Annotated in this window: 13 protein-coding genes; 6 read left to right on the forward strand and 7 right to left on the reverse strand. The window is 74.3% G+C overall.

The window, feature by feature from the left end; translation table 11 throughout:
• Window positions 1-939 (reverse strand): DUF4231 domain-containing protein, encoded by a 939-nt coding sequence (locus tag ACIP4P_RS30660; RefSeq protein WP_400924001.1) that lies wholly within the window; start codon window positions 937-939, stop codon window positions 1-3.
• A gap of 184 nt (window positions 940-1,123) precedes the next feature.
• Window positions 1,124-1,888 (reverse strand): sugar isomerase domain-containing protein, encoded by a 765-nt coding sequence (locus ACIP4P_RS30665; RefSeq protein ID WP_350517855.1) that lies wholly within the window; start codon window positions 1,886-1,888, stop codon window positions 1,124-1,126.
• A gap of 221 nt (window positions 1,889-2,109) precedes the next feature.
• Between ACIP4P_RS30665 and ACIP4P_RS30670 the strand changes: the two genes are divergently transcribed.
• On the forward strand, window positions 2,110-2,802 hold the full coding sequence (locus tag ACIP4P_RS30670) for a metal-dependent transcriptional regulator (protein WP_350517856.1): 693 nt from the start codon (window positions 2,110-2,112) through the stop codon (window positions 2,800-2,802).
• A gap of 477 nt (window positions 2,803-3,279) precedes the next feature.
• Here the strand turns inward: ACIP4P_RS30670 and ACIP4P_RS30675 are convergent, their stop codons facing one another.
• Entirely contained in the window at window positions 3,280-3,984 is a 705-nt protein-coding gene (locus ACIP4P_RS30675; RefSeq protein WP_400924004.1) for a bifunctional DNA primase/polymerase, read from the reverse strand.
• 305 nt (window positions 3,985-4,289) lie between these two features.
• Here ACIP4P_RS30675 and ACIP4P_RS30680 point away from each other — a divergent pair, with 305 nt between their 5' ends.
• Window positions 4,290-5,666, forward strand: a complete 1,377-nt coding sequence (locus ACIP4P_RS30680; protein WP_350517858.1) for a transcriptional regulator — start codon at window positions 4,290-4,292, stop codon at window positions 5,664-5,666.
• Window positions 5,667-5,830: 164 nt separating this feature from the next.
• Complete coding sequence (locus ACIP4P_RS30685; protein WP_400924007.1) at window positions 5,831-7,072, forward strand: hypothetical protein; 1,242 nt, start codon at window positions 5,831-5,833, stop codon at window positions 7,070-7,072.
• 30 nt (window positions 7,073-7,102) lie between these two features.
• Here the strand turns inward: ACIP4P_RS30685 and ACIP4P_RS30690 are convergent, their stop codons facing one another.
• Entirely contained in the window at window positions 7,103-8,407 is a 1,305-nt protein-coding gene (locus ACIP4P_RS30690) for an ABC transporter substrate-binding protein (protein ID WP_400924009.1), read from the reverse strand.
• 175 nt (window positions 8,408-8,582) lie between these two features.
• Here ACIP4P_RS30690 and ACIP4P_RS30695 point away from each other — a divergent pair, with 175 nt between their 5' ends.
• Window positions 8,583-9,098: a hypothetical protein gene (locus ACIP4P_RS30695; RefSeq protein ID WP_400924011.1), complete on the forward strand. Its 516-nt coding sequence runs from the start codon at window positions 8,583-8,585 to the stop codon at window positions 9,096-9,098.
• Window positions 9,099-9,258: 160 nt separating this feature from the next.
• A complete protein-coding gene (purU, locus tag ACIP4P_RS30700; protein ID WP_350517862.1) occupies window positions 9,259-10,125 on the forward strand; it encodes a formyltetrahydrofolate deformylase in 867 nt (288 codons plus the stop codon).
• A 44-nt stretch (window positions 10,126-10,169) separates the two neighbouring features.
• Here the strand turns inward: purU and ACIP4P_RS30705 are convergent, their stop codons facing one another.
• Entirely contained in the window at window positions 10,170-11,441 is a 1,272-nt protein-coding gene (locus ACIP4P_RS30705) for a zf-HC2 domain-containing protein (RefSeq protein WP_400924013.1), read from the reverse strand.
• Window positions 11,438-12,019 carry a sigma-70 family RNA polymerase sigma factor gene (locus ACIP4P_RS30710; RefSeq protein ID WP_400924015.1) on the reverse strand — a complete coding sequence of 194 codons (582 nt, stop codon included), beginning with the start codon at window positions 12,017-12,019 and terminating at the stop codon, window positions 11,438-11,440. The genes ACIP4P_RS30705 and ACIP4P_RS30710 overlap by 4 nt, the downstream gene beginning before the upstream one ends.
• A 679-nt stretch (window positions 12,020-12,698) precedes the next feature.
• Here ACIP4P_RS30710 and ACIP4P_RS30715 point away from each other — a divergent pair.
• Window positions 12,699-13,172 carry an ATP-binding protein gene (locus ACIP4P_RS30715; RefSeq protein WP_400924017.1) on the forward strand — a complete coding sequence of 158 codons (474 nt, stop codon included), beginning with the start codon at window positions 12,699-12,701 and terminating at the stop codon, window positions 13,170-13,172.
• A gap of 482 nt (window positions 13,173-13,654) precedes the next feature.
• Here ACIP4P_RS30715 and ACIP4P_RS30720 read toward each other — a convergent pair whose 3' ends face one another.
• Window positions 13,655-14,626: a GlxA family transcriptional regulator gene (locus tag ACIP4P_RS30720; RefSeq protein ID WP_400924019.1), complete on the reverse strand. Its 972-nt coding sequence runs from the start codon at window positions 14,624-14,626 to the stop codon at window positions 13,655-13,657.
• Between the last annotated feature and the right edge of the window lie 19 nt (window positions 14,627-14,645).

A 14,645-nucleotide genomic window follows, 5' to 3' on the forward strand; every position in this document is an offset into this window, starting at 1 on the left:
TCAGTGCTCCCGGTCAGTGGTGGTGCGCACCTCCCGGCGGGCCTGCCAGGTGGTGTGCTCGCGGGACACCGCGTCCTCGGCGTCCCGGGCCAGCCGGGCCCAGATCTCCTCGGCGTCCATCGACTCCAGGTCCAGCCGGGCGAGTTGGAGGCGGATCAGCTCCAACTCCTCGGCCGCCAGCCCGTACGCGGCGGCCAGCGGGCGGTACTGGCGCAGCTGGGCCCAGGCGGTGACCGAGGCCGCCACCGCGGAGACCGTGCCCAGCGCGTCGTAGCCGAACGCCCCGAACGCCCGCAGCACCGCCAGTGCCAGGCCCAGCGCCGGCAGCAGCACGCCCAGCACACCGGCCCAGTACCCGGCGCGGGCGCAGTGGCGGGCCTTGCTCCGGTACCACTCGTGCTGCACCCGGATCCGCTCGTTCAGGTACACCTCGCGGCGCACCGCCAGCGGCTGCCCGCGCAGGTCGCGCATCGCCGCGGTGATCCCGGCGCGCTCGACCCCGGGCGCGGGCACGGCCACCGGGGAGTGCCGGAAGGCGCCCAGCACCCGCTCCAACTGGAAGCGGTACAGCCCCTCGGCGTCCGGCAGGCTGCGCGGCGGCGGCTGGTAGGCGTCCGCCCGGACGGCGAACTTCCAGGCCAGCGTCTTCACCGACTCGGCGGCCGCCCGGCCCTCGTACCACAGGCCCTGCGGGTTCTGCCGGCCGATCATCACCGCCAGCGCCACCGCGCCCAGGTAGGCCGCGGCCGCCGACCAGGCCCACGGCTCGCCGTCGGCCGAGCCGGTCGCGGCGGCGGCCAGCAGCAGGGCCAGCTCCCAGGCGGAGAGCAGCACCGAACGCCGCTGGCCGCGCAGCGAGGCCGCGTCGGCGGCCCAGAAGAACTCGGGCAGCAGCTCCCGTTCGCGCACCCAAGCGGTCCGCCCCGCACCAGATGCCATGCTCGGCCCCCACCCGTCGCTCCGGTCCCTCCGCTCTCCTGCCCCGGGCGGCTTCCCGGTACGCCTGGCGACGGGCGGGGCGGCGCGCAATGGCCGGGAAGACCCGGTGGATTGTCCGGGACGCCGCGTAGTCGTACCGGTACGGAACGTCATCGGGTGGCGCGGTGGGGGCCCCGGCACGGTCTCAGTAGGTGTAGAGGATGCGCTCGGCGTTGTCGGCCATCTGCTTGGCGTTCCACTCGGTCCCCCCGGGGACGTTGCCCGAGCGGAACAGCGGCGGCGCGGGGGCGTCCCCGGCGGCCGCCCGGTCGGCCAGCCGGCCGACCGCCGAGGCGACCACGGCCTGCATCAGCGCGCTGGTGACGATGGTGGAGACCGGTCCGAAGGAGGTCTCCGCGCCCGGGTGGGTCAACTCGCCGTCGCCCACCGCGACCTTGCTGTCCAGCACCACGTCGCAGTGGTCCTTCAGATAGGTGCCGGAGGGGTGCGCGGAGGGCACCTCCGCCGGGTAGGCCAGCGAGGTCACCCCGATCACCCGCAGCCCGCGGTCCCGGGCGTACCGGGCCAGCTCGACCGGCATCACCTGGCGGCCGGACAGCGAGATCAGGAACAGCAGGTCCCCGCTGGTCGCCGGGGTCAGGTCCAGGGTCGAGGTGGCCAGCCCGGACACCCGCTCCAGGGCGCTGGCCAGCGGCGCGGGCATCATCGTCACCCCGGCCATCCCGGGCACGTTCAGCAGGTTCATCGGGACCAGCCCGCCGGCCCGGTAGACCACGTCCTGGGCCGGCAGCGAGGAGTGCCCGGCGCCGAAGGTGAAGACCCGGCGACCCTCGGTGATCGTCTCGGCCAGCAGGGCGGCCGCCGCCTCGATGGTGTCGCCCTCCTCCGCGCGGACCCGCTCCAGGTGGGCGATCGCGGCGTCGAAGTACCTGCCGACCAGGTCGTTCATCGGTTGCCTTCGCTCTCTGCCGGTGGGGGAGCCGGCCGGGTGGGGCGGCCGGAACGGGCCGGACCGCCAGTGGAGAAAGCTACGGCGAGCACGGTCGCGCCCCGGCGGCACCGCTGTCAACAGGAACGAAAACCGGTACCGGAAAGCCCCGGGCGGGCCCGGTTGTCGGTGCGGTACGTCAGAATTGGCGGTGAGGACACCGAAGAACGGAGCCAGCGGCGATGTCTGGGCTGATCGACACCACTGAGATGTACCTTCGCACCATCCTGGAGCTGGAGGAAGAGGGCATCGTGCCGATGCGTGCCCGGATCGCGGAGCGGCTGGAGCAGAGCGGCCCCACGGTCAGCCAGACGGTCGGCCGGATGGAGCGCGACGGCCTGCTCCAGGTCGCCGGGGACCGCCACCTCGAACTGACCGAGGACGGCCGGCGGCTCGCGGTCCGCGTCATGCGCAAGCACCGGATCGCCGAGTGCCTGCTGGTCGACGTGATCGGCCTGGAGTGGGAGCAGGTCCACGAGGAGGCCTGCCGCTGGGAGCACGTGATGAGCGAGACGGTCGAGCGCAAGGTGCTCGCCATGCTCGGCCACCCGACCCAGTCCCCGTACGGCAACCCGATCCCGGGCCTGGACGAGCTGGGCGACACCAAGGCCGAGGGCGAGGGCTTCGACGCCGCGCTCGTCCCGCTGGACACCGTCAAGCCCGGCGAGGCCGGGGCCGACGTCGTGGTCCGCCGGATCGGCGAGCCGATCCAGACCGACAGCGAGCTGATGAGCACCCTGCGCCGGGCCGGCGTCCGGCCGGGCTCCACGGTCAAGGTCAGCATCGCGGCCGGTGGCGTGCGGGTCGGCACCGGGGACAACGCGGCGGAGCTGGGCAAGGACATCGCCCAGCACGTCTTCGTCGCCCAGGCCTGAGCCCGCAGTCCGGACTCTCGGGCCGGTATCTCCGGCAGGGCCGGCTGCTTCGCCTCGCGCTCGCCCCGTAGCGACGGGCGGGGCCCGCTGCTCCCCGTGCAGCGGGCCCCACTCGCCCTCCCCGGCTCCCTCCCGGTCCCCTCCGTCCCTCCCGCTCCCTCCCGACCCCTCCACCGCCTCGCCCGGCTTCCCCGTCCGAGCGACCCTTCCGGCGTCCCCACACAACGCCATTCCTCCCCTCGGCCGATCATGGCAATCCTTGAGCGCTGTCACTCGTACGAGGGGCTTTCCCGGTTGACCAGCGGGTAGACCGAGGCCTTATCCGCACATGCGTATGACGGGCCCCGTCTCCGGTGGGAGACAAGGCCCGTCACTCGCGCGCGGGGGTGTCGCGCGGTGCGCGCCCTCACCCGATCGGCGGTGGGCGGCAGGTTCCGGGGAGGCGTCCGGGGGCGTCCGGCGAGGAGGCCGGACGGCTCAGACGCCGGCGGGCTGGGCGGACGGGACCGCCTGGGCGGGCGCCTCACGGCCGCAGGCGTACGCCAGCGGGCTGATCAGCTCGGCGGCGTCCGGCAGCCAGCGGTTGGACTCGGAGGGGGAGCGGGCCCACTGGGCGTAGCCGGTGGAGCCGATCCGCGACGGCGGGGCGACCGTCCAGTCCCCCTCGCCGCGGGCGACCAGGTCCAGCCGTCCGGGCGGCCAGCCGAGCTTGCGGAGCATCTCCGGCAGCTTGGCCGCGACCCCGGGCAGCACCAGGAAGTGCAGCCGCCGTCCGACCCGCCCCGGCGAGGTGGGCAGCACCACGACCGGGCCGAGCTGGAGGTCCATCCGCTCCATCCGGGCCAGCGCCAGGCACCCGGCCGTCTCCGGCACGTCCAGGACGTCGAAGGACCGGCCGGTGGGCAGCAGGATCGAGGCCTTCGGCCGTTCGGTCCACCAGCGCCGCACCGCGCCCGGTCCGGCGCTCGCCTTGCGCGCCCAGTCCGCGTCCAGCGGGTGGGCGCCCGGCTGGGTGCAGCGCTGGTCGCCGCAGGAGCAGCGGGCGGGCCCGTCGCCGTCGATCAGCCAGGCGCCCGGGGCCACCTCCCAGTGGCGGTTCTCGGCGTAGCCGACGGCTTCGATCAGCAGCGGGGGCAGGCCGGCGTTCTTGTCCTGTCCGGGGGAGTCGGGGATGTCATCCACGGGCTGCTCAACTACCGTGTGTGAGGCTGGTTACGGGCCGACGGGCCCCGGTCGGCCGCATCCCCGCAATGTCACCCGAACCGGTGACTCAAGCGAGTTGGGGCGGGCGGAGGCAGGCGCAGCGGGGGCGCACAGAGGCATTTCCCAGGGCGCGCGGGGGGTGCGGTTCGTCACCGTGGGTATCCCGCTGACGTTGCTGATCGCTAACCTGGTGTCAGATTCCTTGGACGGTCGGACAGTCGGCAACAGATCAGCACATCGTCGCCCGCCGGCCGGGACCGGAGGGTGTGGGGAGGCGAAGCCCAATGGCCGCGAGACCACTCGTCGCACGACAGCCCAACGAGCGCCTGCAGCAACTGATCCAGGAGGCCAGCTGCTCCAACGCCGGACTGGCCCGCAGGGTCAATCTGTGCGGCGCGGAGCACGGGCTGGACCTGCGCTACGACAAGACCTCCGTCGCCCGCTGGCTGCGCGGGCAGCAGCCGCGCGGGCAGGCGCCGGCCGTGATCGCCGAGGCCCTCGGGCGCAAGCTCGGCCGCAGCGTGTCGGTCGAGGAGATCGGCATGGCCGACGGCAAGAACCTCAGCTCCGGCATCGGGCTGCAGTTCGCGCCGACCCTGAACGCGGCCCTGGAGCAGGTGTGCGAACTGTGGCGCAGTGACGTCGGCCGGCGGGACTTCCTGACCGGGGCGACGGTCGCCGCCTCCGCGCTGGTGGAGCCCAGCCGGGACTGGCTGATCACCCCGCCCGACCCGGTGGTGGCCCGGGCCGGCGGTCCCCGGGTCGGCCCGACGGACGTGGCCGCGATCAAGGCGACCACCGCGATGCTGGTCGACCTGGACCACCGCTTCGGCAGCGGGCACGTCCGCCCGGTCGTGGTGCACTACCTCAACTCGGTGGTCTCCGGCCTGCTCGGCGGCGCCTACCGGGAGGAGACCGGACGCCAACTCTTCGCGGCGGTGGCCCGGTTGACCGAACTGGCCGGCTACATGGCGGTGGACACCGGCCAGCCCGGCCTGGCCCAGCGCTACTACATCCAGGCCCTGCGGCTCGCCCAGGCCGCCGACGACCGCGGCTACGGCGGCTATGTGCTGGCCGCCTCGATGAGCCACCTGGCGGCCACCCTCGGCAACCCGCGGGAGATCGCCCAACTCGCCCGCGCCGCCCAGGAGGGCGCGCGCACGGTGGCCACCCCGACGGCGATGGCGATGTTCTACGCCGCCGAGGCCCGCGGCCACGCCCTGCTCGGCGACGCCCGCTCCTGCGAGGCGGTGTCGGCCAGGGCGCTGGAGATGATGGAGAAGCGCCGCCCCGAGGACGACCCGGACTGGATCGCCCACTTCGACGACGCCTACCTCGCCGACGAACTCGCCCACTGCCACCGGGACCTGGAACAGGCCGGCCCCGCCGAGCACTACGCCCGCCGGGCGCTCGACCTCCACCCGCCGACCCGGGTCCGCCGCCGCGCGGTGGACCTGGTGCTGCTCGCCACCGCCCAGCTCCAGCAGCGCGACCTGGAACGCGCCTGCGAGACCGGCACCCAGGCGGTGCGGCTGCTGAGCGGGCTGCGCTCCAACCGGGGCGTGGAGTACCTGGACGAGTTCCGGCGCCGGCTGGAGCCCTACCGGGAGCAGCGGGTGGTGCGCGAGTTCCACGCCAGGGCGGACGCGGAGGCCGCCTGAGGACCCTCTGTGCAGGGAGCGTGTGGGAATGTCCCGCCCACGTGGTCACCCGGTGAGGCGAACCGGTAGCGTGGGCGCGACGTCCAAGGAACTGTGATGCTCCCAAGAACCGACGAGATGTGGTCCGCCGCCAGTGCGCGGTCCTGCACAGGTGAGGAATCGCGTTGAGTCAGCGCCGCTCGTACCCCAACTCGGGTGACTTCAACCTGGACGACCTGTTCCGCCCCGAGCCCGGCCAGACCCAGGGCCAGGGCCAGCCGGGCCAGCCGCAGGGCCCCACGGCCGTGCCGCCGGTGGGTCAGCCGTCCGGGCAGCCCGAGTACCTGGGCGAGGGCGCGCACCCGCTGCCGACCCAGGGCGGGCCCGCCCAGCAGCCCCACTGGGGTGCCGCGCCGCAGCCCGGTTACGGCGTTCCGGCGCAGGCCGACCCGGCCCCCGAGACCCAGTACCTGCCGCCGTACCCGGCCGGCGACCCGCAGGGCGGCTACGGCGTGCCGCAGCCCGGCTACGGGATCCCGCCGCAGGCCGCCCAGCCGCAGCAGCCCGGCTACCCGGGGCACCAGGGCTACCCGACGGCCGGGCACCCGCAGCAGCTCCAGCACCCGCAGCACCCGCAGCAGGCCGGTTACCCGGCGCAGGGCTACGCGCCGCAGGAGGCCTACGGCCAGGACGGGTACTCCCAGGACGGGTACCCGCAGAACGGCTACGGCCAGGACGGCTACGGCCCGGACGCCACCCAGGCCGGGCGCCCGGCCCGCGGCGGCCGTCCGTCCAACAAGCTGGTGATCGGCGGCGTGGTGGCGGCCTTCGCGGCGGCCGGCGTCCTGGTCGCCGTGCTGGTGGGCGGCGACGACAAGACCAAGACCGACCAGAAGACCTCCCCGGTCGCCGCCACCGGCAGCACGGCCCCCGGCGCGGCGAGCGCCAGCGGCTCCGGTGCGGCGGTCGACCCGGAGGTCAAGGCGCAGGCGCAGCCGCTGTCCGACCTGCTGGGCACCGCGAGCGACAGCCGCAGCGCGGTGGTCTCCGCGGTCGCCTCGGTGCAGAAGTGCGACAAGCTCCCCGACTCCCAGCAGGCGCTGGCCGCCGCGGCCGGCAAGCGGCGCGAGCTGCAGACCAAGCTCGGCCAGCTGAAGACCGACAAGCTGCCCGGCGCCCAGCAGCTGGTCGAGCAGCTCAACGCGGCCTGGACCGCCTCGGCCCAGGCCGACGACGAGTACGCGGCCTGGGCGACCGACGCCCAGTCCTCCTGCGACCCGAAGAAGCCGGACACCGGCAACCAGCACTACAAGAACGCGGTGCAGGCCAGCGGCACCGCGACCACCGCGAAGAAGCAGGCCTCGACGCTGTGGAACGCGATCGCCACCCAGACCGGCCTGCCCAGCCGCGGCGACGGCGACCTGTAGGGCCGCCGGGCCGCGGGGCGTGCGCCGGGGTCAGCTCGGCGAGCGGGCCCCGGTCAGCACCCAGCGGACGTCCACGAAGCCCGGCTGCTGCAGGGTCATCCGGCCGCCCTTGACCACCTGGTAGGTGACCCAGGTGTTCACCAGCCGCGGGGACTCGGTGCTGGGCAGCATGTTGGTGGTGCCCCAGTTCAGCGGCGGGGTGAGGCCGACGTCGACGCCCTCGCCGCTGTCCAGCAGGGCGGCGATGGTCTTCGCGGAGACCGGCTTGCCGGCCGACGACAGCTTGTCCGTCACCACCCGGAACACCTCGTAGGCGACCCAGGTGGTCTCCACGCCCGGGTCGGAGACGTCGATGCTGTGCCCGTCGGTGGCCTGGGAGCGCACCACCGCGCGCAGCCCGTCCCAGGTCTTGGCCGACTCCGGCGGGTACCAGCTGGTCACGAACGCCCCGGCCAGCGGCCCGGAGTCGCCGCCGGTGGAGTCGACCACGGACTGCTGGACGCTGCCGATCACCGAGGCGATCCGGGTGTTCTTCGCGTTCTGCCGCCGGTAGGCGTCCAGCAGGTTGCTGGTCGGCTCGGCCGCCAGGGCGCTGGTGACGCAGTTGCCCGGCTCGTCCTTGCCGATCGCCTTGCGGACCACCGGGGTGTAGTCGGAGGACTGCTCGGGCGCCTTGACGTCCAGCAGCTTGATCCCGGCCGGCCTGAGCGCGTTGCCCAGGTAGCCGAGCAGGTTGTCGCCGGCCGGGGTGTCCGGGCGGATCAGCGAGACGGCCTTGCAGCCGGCGTCGACCAGTTGGCGACCGCTGCCGGCGATCAGCGCGGGCATGCCGCCGTCCACCGGGTAGGAGAGCGGGCTGGAGAACTCGGGCTGGGACAGCCCGTACCCGCCGATCAGCGGGATGCCGGCCCGCTCCAGCACGGGCATGAAGGCGTCGCCCCACTGGCTGTAGGAGCCGAGCACGGCGATCGCCTTGGCGTCCACCGCCCGCTGGGCGCAGGCCTTGGCCCCGTCCGCGGTGTTGTGCTCGTTGCAGGTGATCACGTGCAGCCGGTGGCCGTTCAGCCCGCCCTGGAGGTTGACGTCCCGGCCGATGGCCTCGGCGAGGGCGGTCATCCCGGGGCGGTCCGCGGAGCCGGTGCCGGACGGGGCCCAGGTCATCACCGTCAGCTCGTCGTCCGTCCCGGCGGAGGCACCGGCCGGTCCGCCGCACGCGGCGGTCGAGAGGAGGGCGGGGAGCAGCACCGCGGCGGTGGCGGCGAGGGCGAGCGGGCGCCGCCGGCGGCGCCCGGCGATCGCCGGACGGCCCGGGAAGGAGTCCCATCGGCTGGTCATCGGTCTTCCCTCTCTGGGCGCCGTCCGGCGCACCGGGGACAGCCAAGCCCCGGAGCCACAAGCCGAGAGGACCGCAATACGAACACTGGGAAAACGGCCGCCGAAATCCGGGTCCGTACGCGTGTAGATCCCGCGAGTGGAGCACGAACGGACGGGGAACGTACGATCGTTCATCATGTCCGCCAGCACAGATTCTTCGCACCGGTCCGCCCGAAACCCTTCTCGTCCGGGCCACCGCTCCAGCACCATGGGCGGCATGCCGCTCAACGACCTGCCCTGGTGGCGCTGGCGAGCCCGACTGCGCTCCGCGCTGCACATGCTGTCCGACCCCGCCTTCCAGCACGAGGCCTGGCTGACCGGCCGGGAGGGCTACGGAGACGTGACCGACGCCGTCTACCGGCTGGTCGAGGACACCTGGCTGGACCGCTGGTCCGCCGAGAAGTACGTGGGCACCATCTTCCGCGACTCCACCGAGGCCGCCCTGGTCGACGGGGCGGTGCTGCGCGCGGTGCAGATGCTGCACGAGGTCGGCGCCGACGCCCCGGCCTCCGCCTACCTCGGCCACCCCGGCTGGCCGGAGACCGTCCGGGCCGCCCGGGAGGCGCACGTCGCCCTGGCGGTGGGCGACGGGGACGATCCGGACGCGGCCCCCAAGTCGCTGGACGTGCTGCGGATCCTCACCCAGGTCTGAACCCGGGGCCTGGACCCGGGGCCGGGGCCGGGCCTGGTCGGGCCGTCCCGCAGTACGGGCAGCGGGGCGGCGACCGTCCGGAATGTGACACGCTGGACCATTCAGCACGCGACCGACGACCGCTCGCGCACTCGCACGACCTCAGGACGGGACACCCCCAGTGGAACAGCAGCCGGCCAGCGCCCAGTACGTCCTCACGCTGTCCTGCCCCGACAAGCAGGGCATCGTCCACGCTGTCTCCAGCTACCTCTTCATGACCGGCTGCAACATCATCGACAGCCAGCAGTTCGGCGACGGGGACACCGGACTGTTCTTCATGCGGGTGCACTTCTCCGCCCCCGAGCCGGTCACCGCCGACAAGCTGCGCGCCAGCTTCGCCGCGATCGGCGCGTCCTTCGGGATGGACTGGCAGATCCACCCCACCGAGCAGCGGATGCGGATCGTCCTCATGGTCAGCAAGTTCGGGCACTGCCTGAACGACCTGCTCTACCGCACCCGGATCGGCGCCCTGCCGGTGGAGATCGCCGCGGTGGTCTCCAACCACACCGACCTGCGCGACCTCACCGAGAGCTACGGCGTCCCGTTCCGCCACATCCCGGTCACCAGGGACACCAAGGCCGAGGCCGAGCGCGAGCTGCTCGACCTGGTCGCCAAGGAGAACGTCGAACTGGTCGTGCTGGCCCGCTACATGCAGGTGCTCTCCGACCAGCTGTGCACCGAGCTCTCCGGCCGCGTGATCAACATCCACCACTCCTTCCTGCCGAGCTTCAAGGGCGCCAAGCCCTACCACCAGGCGCACGCCCGCGGCGTGAAGCTGATCGGTGCCACCGCCCACTACGTCACCGCCGACCTCGACGAGGGCCCGATCATCGAGCAGGAGGTGGCCCGGGTCACCCACGACGTCAGCCCGGACCAGCTGGTCGCGCTCGGCCGCGACGCCGAGTGCCAGGCGCTGGCCCGCGCGGTCAAGTGGCACAGCGAGCACCGGGTGCTGCTGGACGGGACCCGGACGGTCGTCTTCGCCTGAGTCCTGAGTTTTGAGCGCTGGCTGCTCGGGCCTCGGGCCTGCGGCTACGGCCGCGACAGCAGCGGCAGCGCGTGCAGCACCTCGCGCACCGCGGCCCGGTCACCGTGCTCGCCCACCGGCAGCCGGTCCGGGTCGCGGTGGGCGGCCGCCAACTGGCACAGCTCCAGGCCGTCCAGCACCATCGAGGCCACCGGCTCCCCGTCGGCCGGCCCGGCCTGCCCGCCGTCCAGCGGCACCAGCCACTCGCCCGCCGCCGGGCCGTCCACCACCAGCCGCAGCCGGCGCCCGCCGACCGGTCCGCCGGGCGCCACCGGCACCCCGGCCGGCTCGGGACGCGTCGCGCGCAGCCCGGCCAGCGCACCCGGCAGCAGCCGCACCACCAACTCCACCATCTGCCGCAGGTGCTGCGGCGCCGGCGGGGCGTACGGGTAGGCGACCGCGCGGGCCACGTCCTCCCCGTGCACGAAGCACTCCAACGCCCGGTCGACGAAGGCGTCCCGCAGCGGCAGCACCGCGAAGCCCAGATCGACCGGGGTGCTGCCCTGCGGCGCCAACGCGGCGCTGCGCACCAGGTCGTGGGTCTGCTGGCGCCACCGGGCGCGCACCGACTGCGGCGGCAGGGCGGCCTGGTCGGCCAGCAGCCGGGCGCTGCGCGCGGCCACCGCCGCGTACCGGCCGCCCTGCGGCGGCACCCGCGGCGCCGGGACGGCCGCCTCCTGCGGTGGCACCCGCCGCCCCGCGGCCGGGCCGTCCCCGGGACCGGACCCCGGGCGGGTCAGCGGGTCGGGCAGTCCGCCGGGCAGCAGGCCGGTCAGTGTGCCGGGCACCGGATCGGGCAGGCCGAGGGCGAGTGCCAGCACGCCGTCCACCGCCGTCAGCCGGCCCAGCACCTCGGCCGGACGCAGCCGCTCGGTGCCGCCGTGCCAGGGCAGTTCGGCCACCTCCTGCCACTCCTCCGGGCCGAGGTCGCGCAACAGGGCGTCCAGCTTGGCGGTCTCCGCGGTGTACGGCATCCCCCAGGCGGGGACGGGCAGTTCGGCCGGCCGGCGGGCCAGGCACCAGTCCAGCACCTGCTGGCGCAGCGAACCGGGCTGGTCCAGCGGCTCGTCCAGGGAGAGCCAGCCGGCCGCCTCGCGCAGCCGGGCCGCCTCCTCGGCGCACTCCGGGCAGCCGCGCAGGTGCTGCTCCAACTCGGCGGCCTCGCGCGGCGGGCAGGCGCCCAGGGACCAGGCGCCGAGCAGCGAGCGCAGCGCGTCGTGCTGCTCGTCCGACTGCTCCCCGGGCCGTTGCGCGGGCCGTTGCCCGGAACCGTTCACCTGCCCCCGCCCCCATCCCCGTCCTGCTCCTGCCGGGCGCGTTCGTCGGCCAGTTCGGTGGCCAGCAGCTCCAGGCCGAGCCGCATCCGCTGCTTGGCGGCCTGCTCGCTGATGCCGAGCAGCCGGGCCGTCTCCTGGTAGGTGCGGCCGTCGTAGTACGTCACCGCGATGGTCTCACGCAGGGGTTGGGGCAGGGAGTCGACCACGTACTGCATGCGCGCGGCGGTGGCCACGGCGCGGATCTCCTCCTCGGCCGTGCCGTCGCCGCACCCCGGGGACGGATCGGTGCCGCGCCGGTCCCGCAGCCGTTCGACCGCTCGGCGGTGGGTGAGCGCGCCGAGCCAGGAGCGCAGCGAGCCGTGGGCGGGGTCGAAGTCCTCGGGGTGCTCCCAGACGTGGGCGAAGACCTCCCGGGTGAGCTGGGCGGCGGCCGTCTGGTCGGCGAGTATCCGGCCGGCCAGGCCGTGCACCATCGGCGCGAGCCGGTCGTAGAGTTCGCCGAGCGCGGTCTCCTCGCCGCGGGCGATGCGTCGCTGCAACTGCTCGTCCCAGCGCGGGATCCGGTCCGGGGCGGCCATCGAGAACCACCCTCCTGACCGGTCCTTGGCGTTACCCAACGGTATCCCGTGGCCGGTCGGCGGTGGGAGGTAATCCGGCAAGAACGGAACGCCGTCTCATGGTTCGACGACCGCTCCGGGGCCCGGTGCACGGCCGCTCCGGGTCCGGCGGCCGGACGGTCCGGCATCCGGTGGCCGGCCGGTCCGGCATCCGGTGGACGACGGATCGTCGGCGGACGGGCTCGTCATATCGTGGGACGGTCCGCCGATGCCGCTGTTCGAGAGCCCCTGGACATATGTCGCACGGGTGGTTCGCGAGTGGCGGGCGGGGAGTCGGGGGTGTCCGGCGGTAGGTTCCCGCCCAGGGCGTGTCCGACACGCCCCACCGGCGTCGGCCCGGGCCGGCCGAGCGCCGGTGCGAGGCTCGCGAGAGTGAGCGGGACAGTATGCACTGCCCTGTCCCCCGATCGCCGGAATATGCCCGAAGCGCTTGCTGCGGTCCGTCGGCCCACCCATCCTGAGGCGTATTCGTGTCGCGGCCAGTGCGCGACCGACGAGTTGGCACGGGCGAGTGGCGCGGGCGGACGGGTCGGCGATCGCCCGGGTGAGCCCCGGGTGGCACCGGGACGAGGGCCCCGCCGGCCGGCTGAGCCGGCCCGATCGGGACGTTGGCCGAACTGCGAGTGCGGGTGGTGGAGCGGTGCAGGTTCTTCAGGTACAGCTTGCGGTGCAGGCGGACCCCGCCGAGGTCGGCCGAGCCCGTCGGTGGGTGCGCTCACGGCTGCTGAACCACGGGGTCGACCCGGACGCGCCGATGGCCGAGACGGTGGTGCTGGTGGTCTCCGAGCTGGTCACCAACGCCGTGGTGCACACCGGCTGTCCGGCCGTGCTGAGACTCTGTCTGCCGGTGGCCGAGGACTGCGACCGGGCCGGTGCGCCCGGACCGCTGCGGGTGGAGGTGGCCGACGCGAGCCGCACCGCCCCGGCCCCCCGGCACGCCGGACCGGACGAGGACGCGACCAACGGGCGGGGACTGGAACTGGTCGAGCTGCTCTGCGAGCGCTGGGGCTGGTACCCGGACGGCTCGGGCAAGCGGGTCTGGTGCGAGATCGGCAGCGGGGCCGGGCCGGCCGATCCGCTGGCCGGCGTGGACTGGGCGGCTTTGGCGCAATAGCGGCTACCGGGCCCCTGCCGGGTCGCGTCCCCGGTGTTGTGACGGGCCGTGTCGATCACCGGCCGAAAGCTGACGCAACCATTCCGAATTTCCGACTAGCCATTGACGTGACGTATCCGACTGATCACGCTTGGGTGCGGCGCTCCGTTGCGAGGGGACGCCGAGGGGACGTCCGTCCACCGCCACGGTGCTGCTGTCCAGGGGGATCGCGTCAGCAGGGGGGACCGTGGCACACCGGGCGCGGCCCGCTCCTCGGCGAGTGCGGAGGGCGCGGCGCGGGTGCAGGGTCCGCGCGCCGCGATCGGACGGCGGCCCGGCACGCTGCGCTCGCTGCGCAGGCGGCCGGCCGCCGTCCGCTGCGCCGTTGTCGCGGGGCGGTTTCCGGCCAGGCGTCGGCCCGTCCGGTGGCGGTCAGGTCGGTTGGCCCGTCCGGTGGCGGTCAGGTCGGTTGGCCCGTCCGGTGGCGGTCAGGCCGGTTGAGGTCAGGCCGGGCCGGTCCGGAAGGTGCGCCGGTAGGCGCTCGGCGCCACGTCCAGCCGCCCGCGCAGTTGCAGCCGCAGCGAGGCGGCGGTGCCGAAACCGGACTCCCGGGCGACCTGGTCGATGCTCAGATCGGTGCGCTCCAGCAGCTGTCGGGCCCGCTCGGTGCGCTGGGTGGTGATCCACTGGCCCGGGCTGGCGCCGGTCTCCTCCCGGAAGCGCCGGGTGAAGGTCCGCACGCTCATCCCGGCCCGGTCGGCGAGTTGGCGCAGTTGCAGCGGTTCGTCCAGGTGCTCCAGCGCCCAGGCGCGGACCGCGGCGGTGCCGGGCCCGCCGGTGTCCACCGGGCTCGGGGCCACCACGTACTGCTTCTGGCCGCCGTCGCGCCACGGCGGCACCAGGCAGTTGCGGGCCACCGCGTTGGCCACCGCGCTGCCGTGGTCGCGGCGCACCACGTGCAGGCAGAGGTCCACCCCGGCGGCCACCCCGCCGGAGGTGAGGATGTCGCCGTCGTCGGTGTAGAGCACGTCCGGGTCCAGCAGGACCTTGGGGAAGGTCCGGGCGAAGACCTCGGTGTAGCGCCAGTGGGTGGTGGCCGGGCGGCCGTCCAGCAGGCCGGCGGCGGCCAGCAGGAAGGAGCCGGTGCAGATCGACATCAGCCGGGCGCCGGGCCTGATCCGGCCCAGGGCGGCGGCCAGTTCGGGACCGAAGGGGGCGTCCACGCCGCCCGGGAGGGCGTCGTGGCAGGCCGGGAGCACCACCGTGTCGGCCCGCTCCAGCAGTTCGGGGCCGTGGTCGACCGAGATCCGGAAGTCGGCGCTGGTGGCGACCGGCTCGCCGTCCAGGGTGCAGGTGGCCACCCGGTAGAGCGGGCGGCCGGATTCGTCCCTGGCGTTGCCGAAGATCCTTGCGGGGATGCCGAGTTCGAAGGCGATCACGCCCTCCAGAGCGAGTACCGCGACCAGGTGCGCCATGCCGTTCCTTCCCGATCCC

This window comes from Kitasatospora sp. NPDC089509, from assembly GCF_044749365.1.
Lineage (GTDB): Bacteria > Actinomycetota > Actinomycetes > Streptomycetales > Streptomycetaceae > Kitasatospora.

Coding starts and splice junctions, on each gene's coding strand:
- ACIP4P_RS30660 (WP_400924001.1), bottom strand. CDS start 939: ATGGCATCTGGTGCGGGGCGGACCGCTTGGGTGCGCGAACGGGAGCTG.
- ACIP4P_RS30665 (WP_350517855.1), bottom strand. CDS start 1,888: ATGAACGACCTGGTCGGCAGGTACTTCGACGCCGCGATCGCCCACCTG.
- ACIP4P_RS30670 (WP_350517856.1), top strand. CDS start 2,110: ATGTCTGGGCTGATCGACACCACTGAGATGTACCTTCGCACCATCCTG.
- ACIP4P_RS30680 (WP_350517858.1), top strand. CDS start 4,290: ATGGCCGCGAGACCACTCGTCGCACGACAGCCCAACGAGCGCCTGCAG.
- ACIP4P_RS30690 (WP_400924009.1), bottom strand. CDS start 8,407: ATGACCAGCCGATGGGACTCCTTCCCGGGCCGTCCGGCGATCGCCGGG.
- ACIP4P_RS30695 (WP_400924011.1), top strand. CDS start 8,583: ATGTCCGCCAGCACAGATTCTTCGCACCGGTCCGCCCGAAACCCTTCT.
- ACIP4P_RS30710 (WP_400924015.1), bottom strand. CDS start 12,019: ATGGCCGCCCCGGACCGGATCCCGCGCTGGGACGAGCAGTTGCAGCGA.
- ACIP4P_RS30720 (WP_400924019.1), bottom strand. CDS start 14,626: ATGGCGCACCTGGTCGCGGTACTCGCTCTGGAGGGCGTGATCGCCTTC.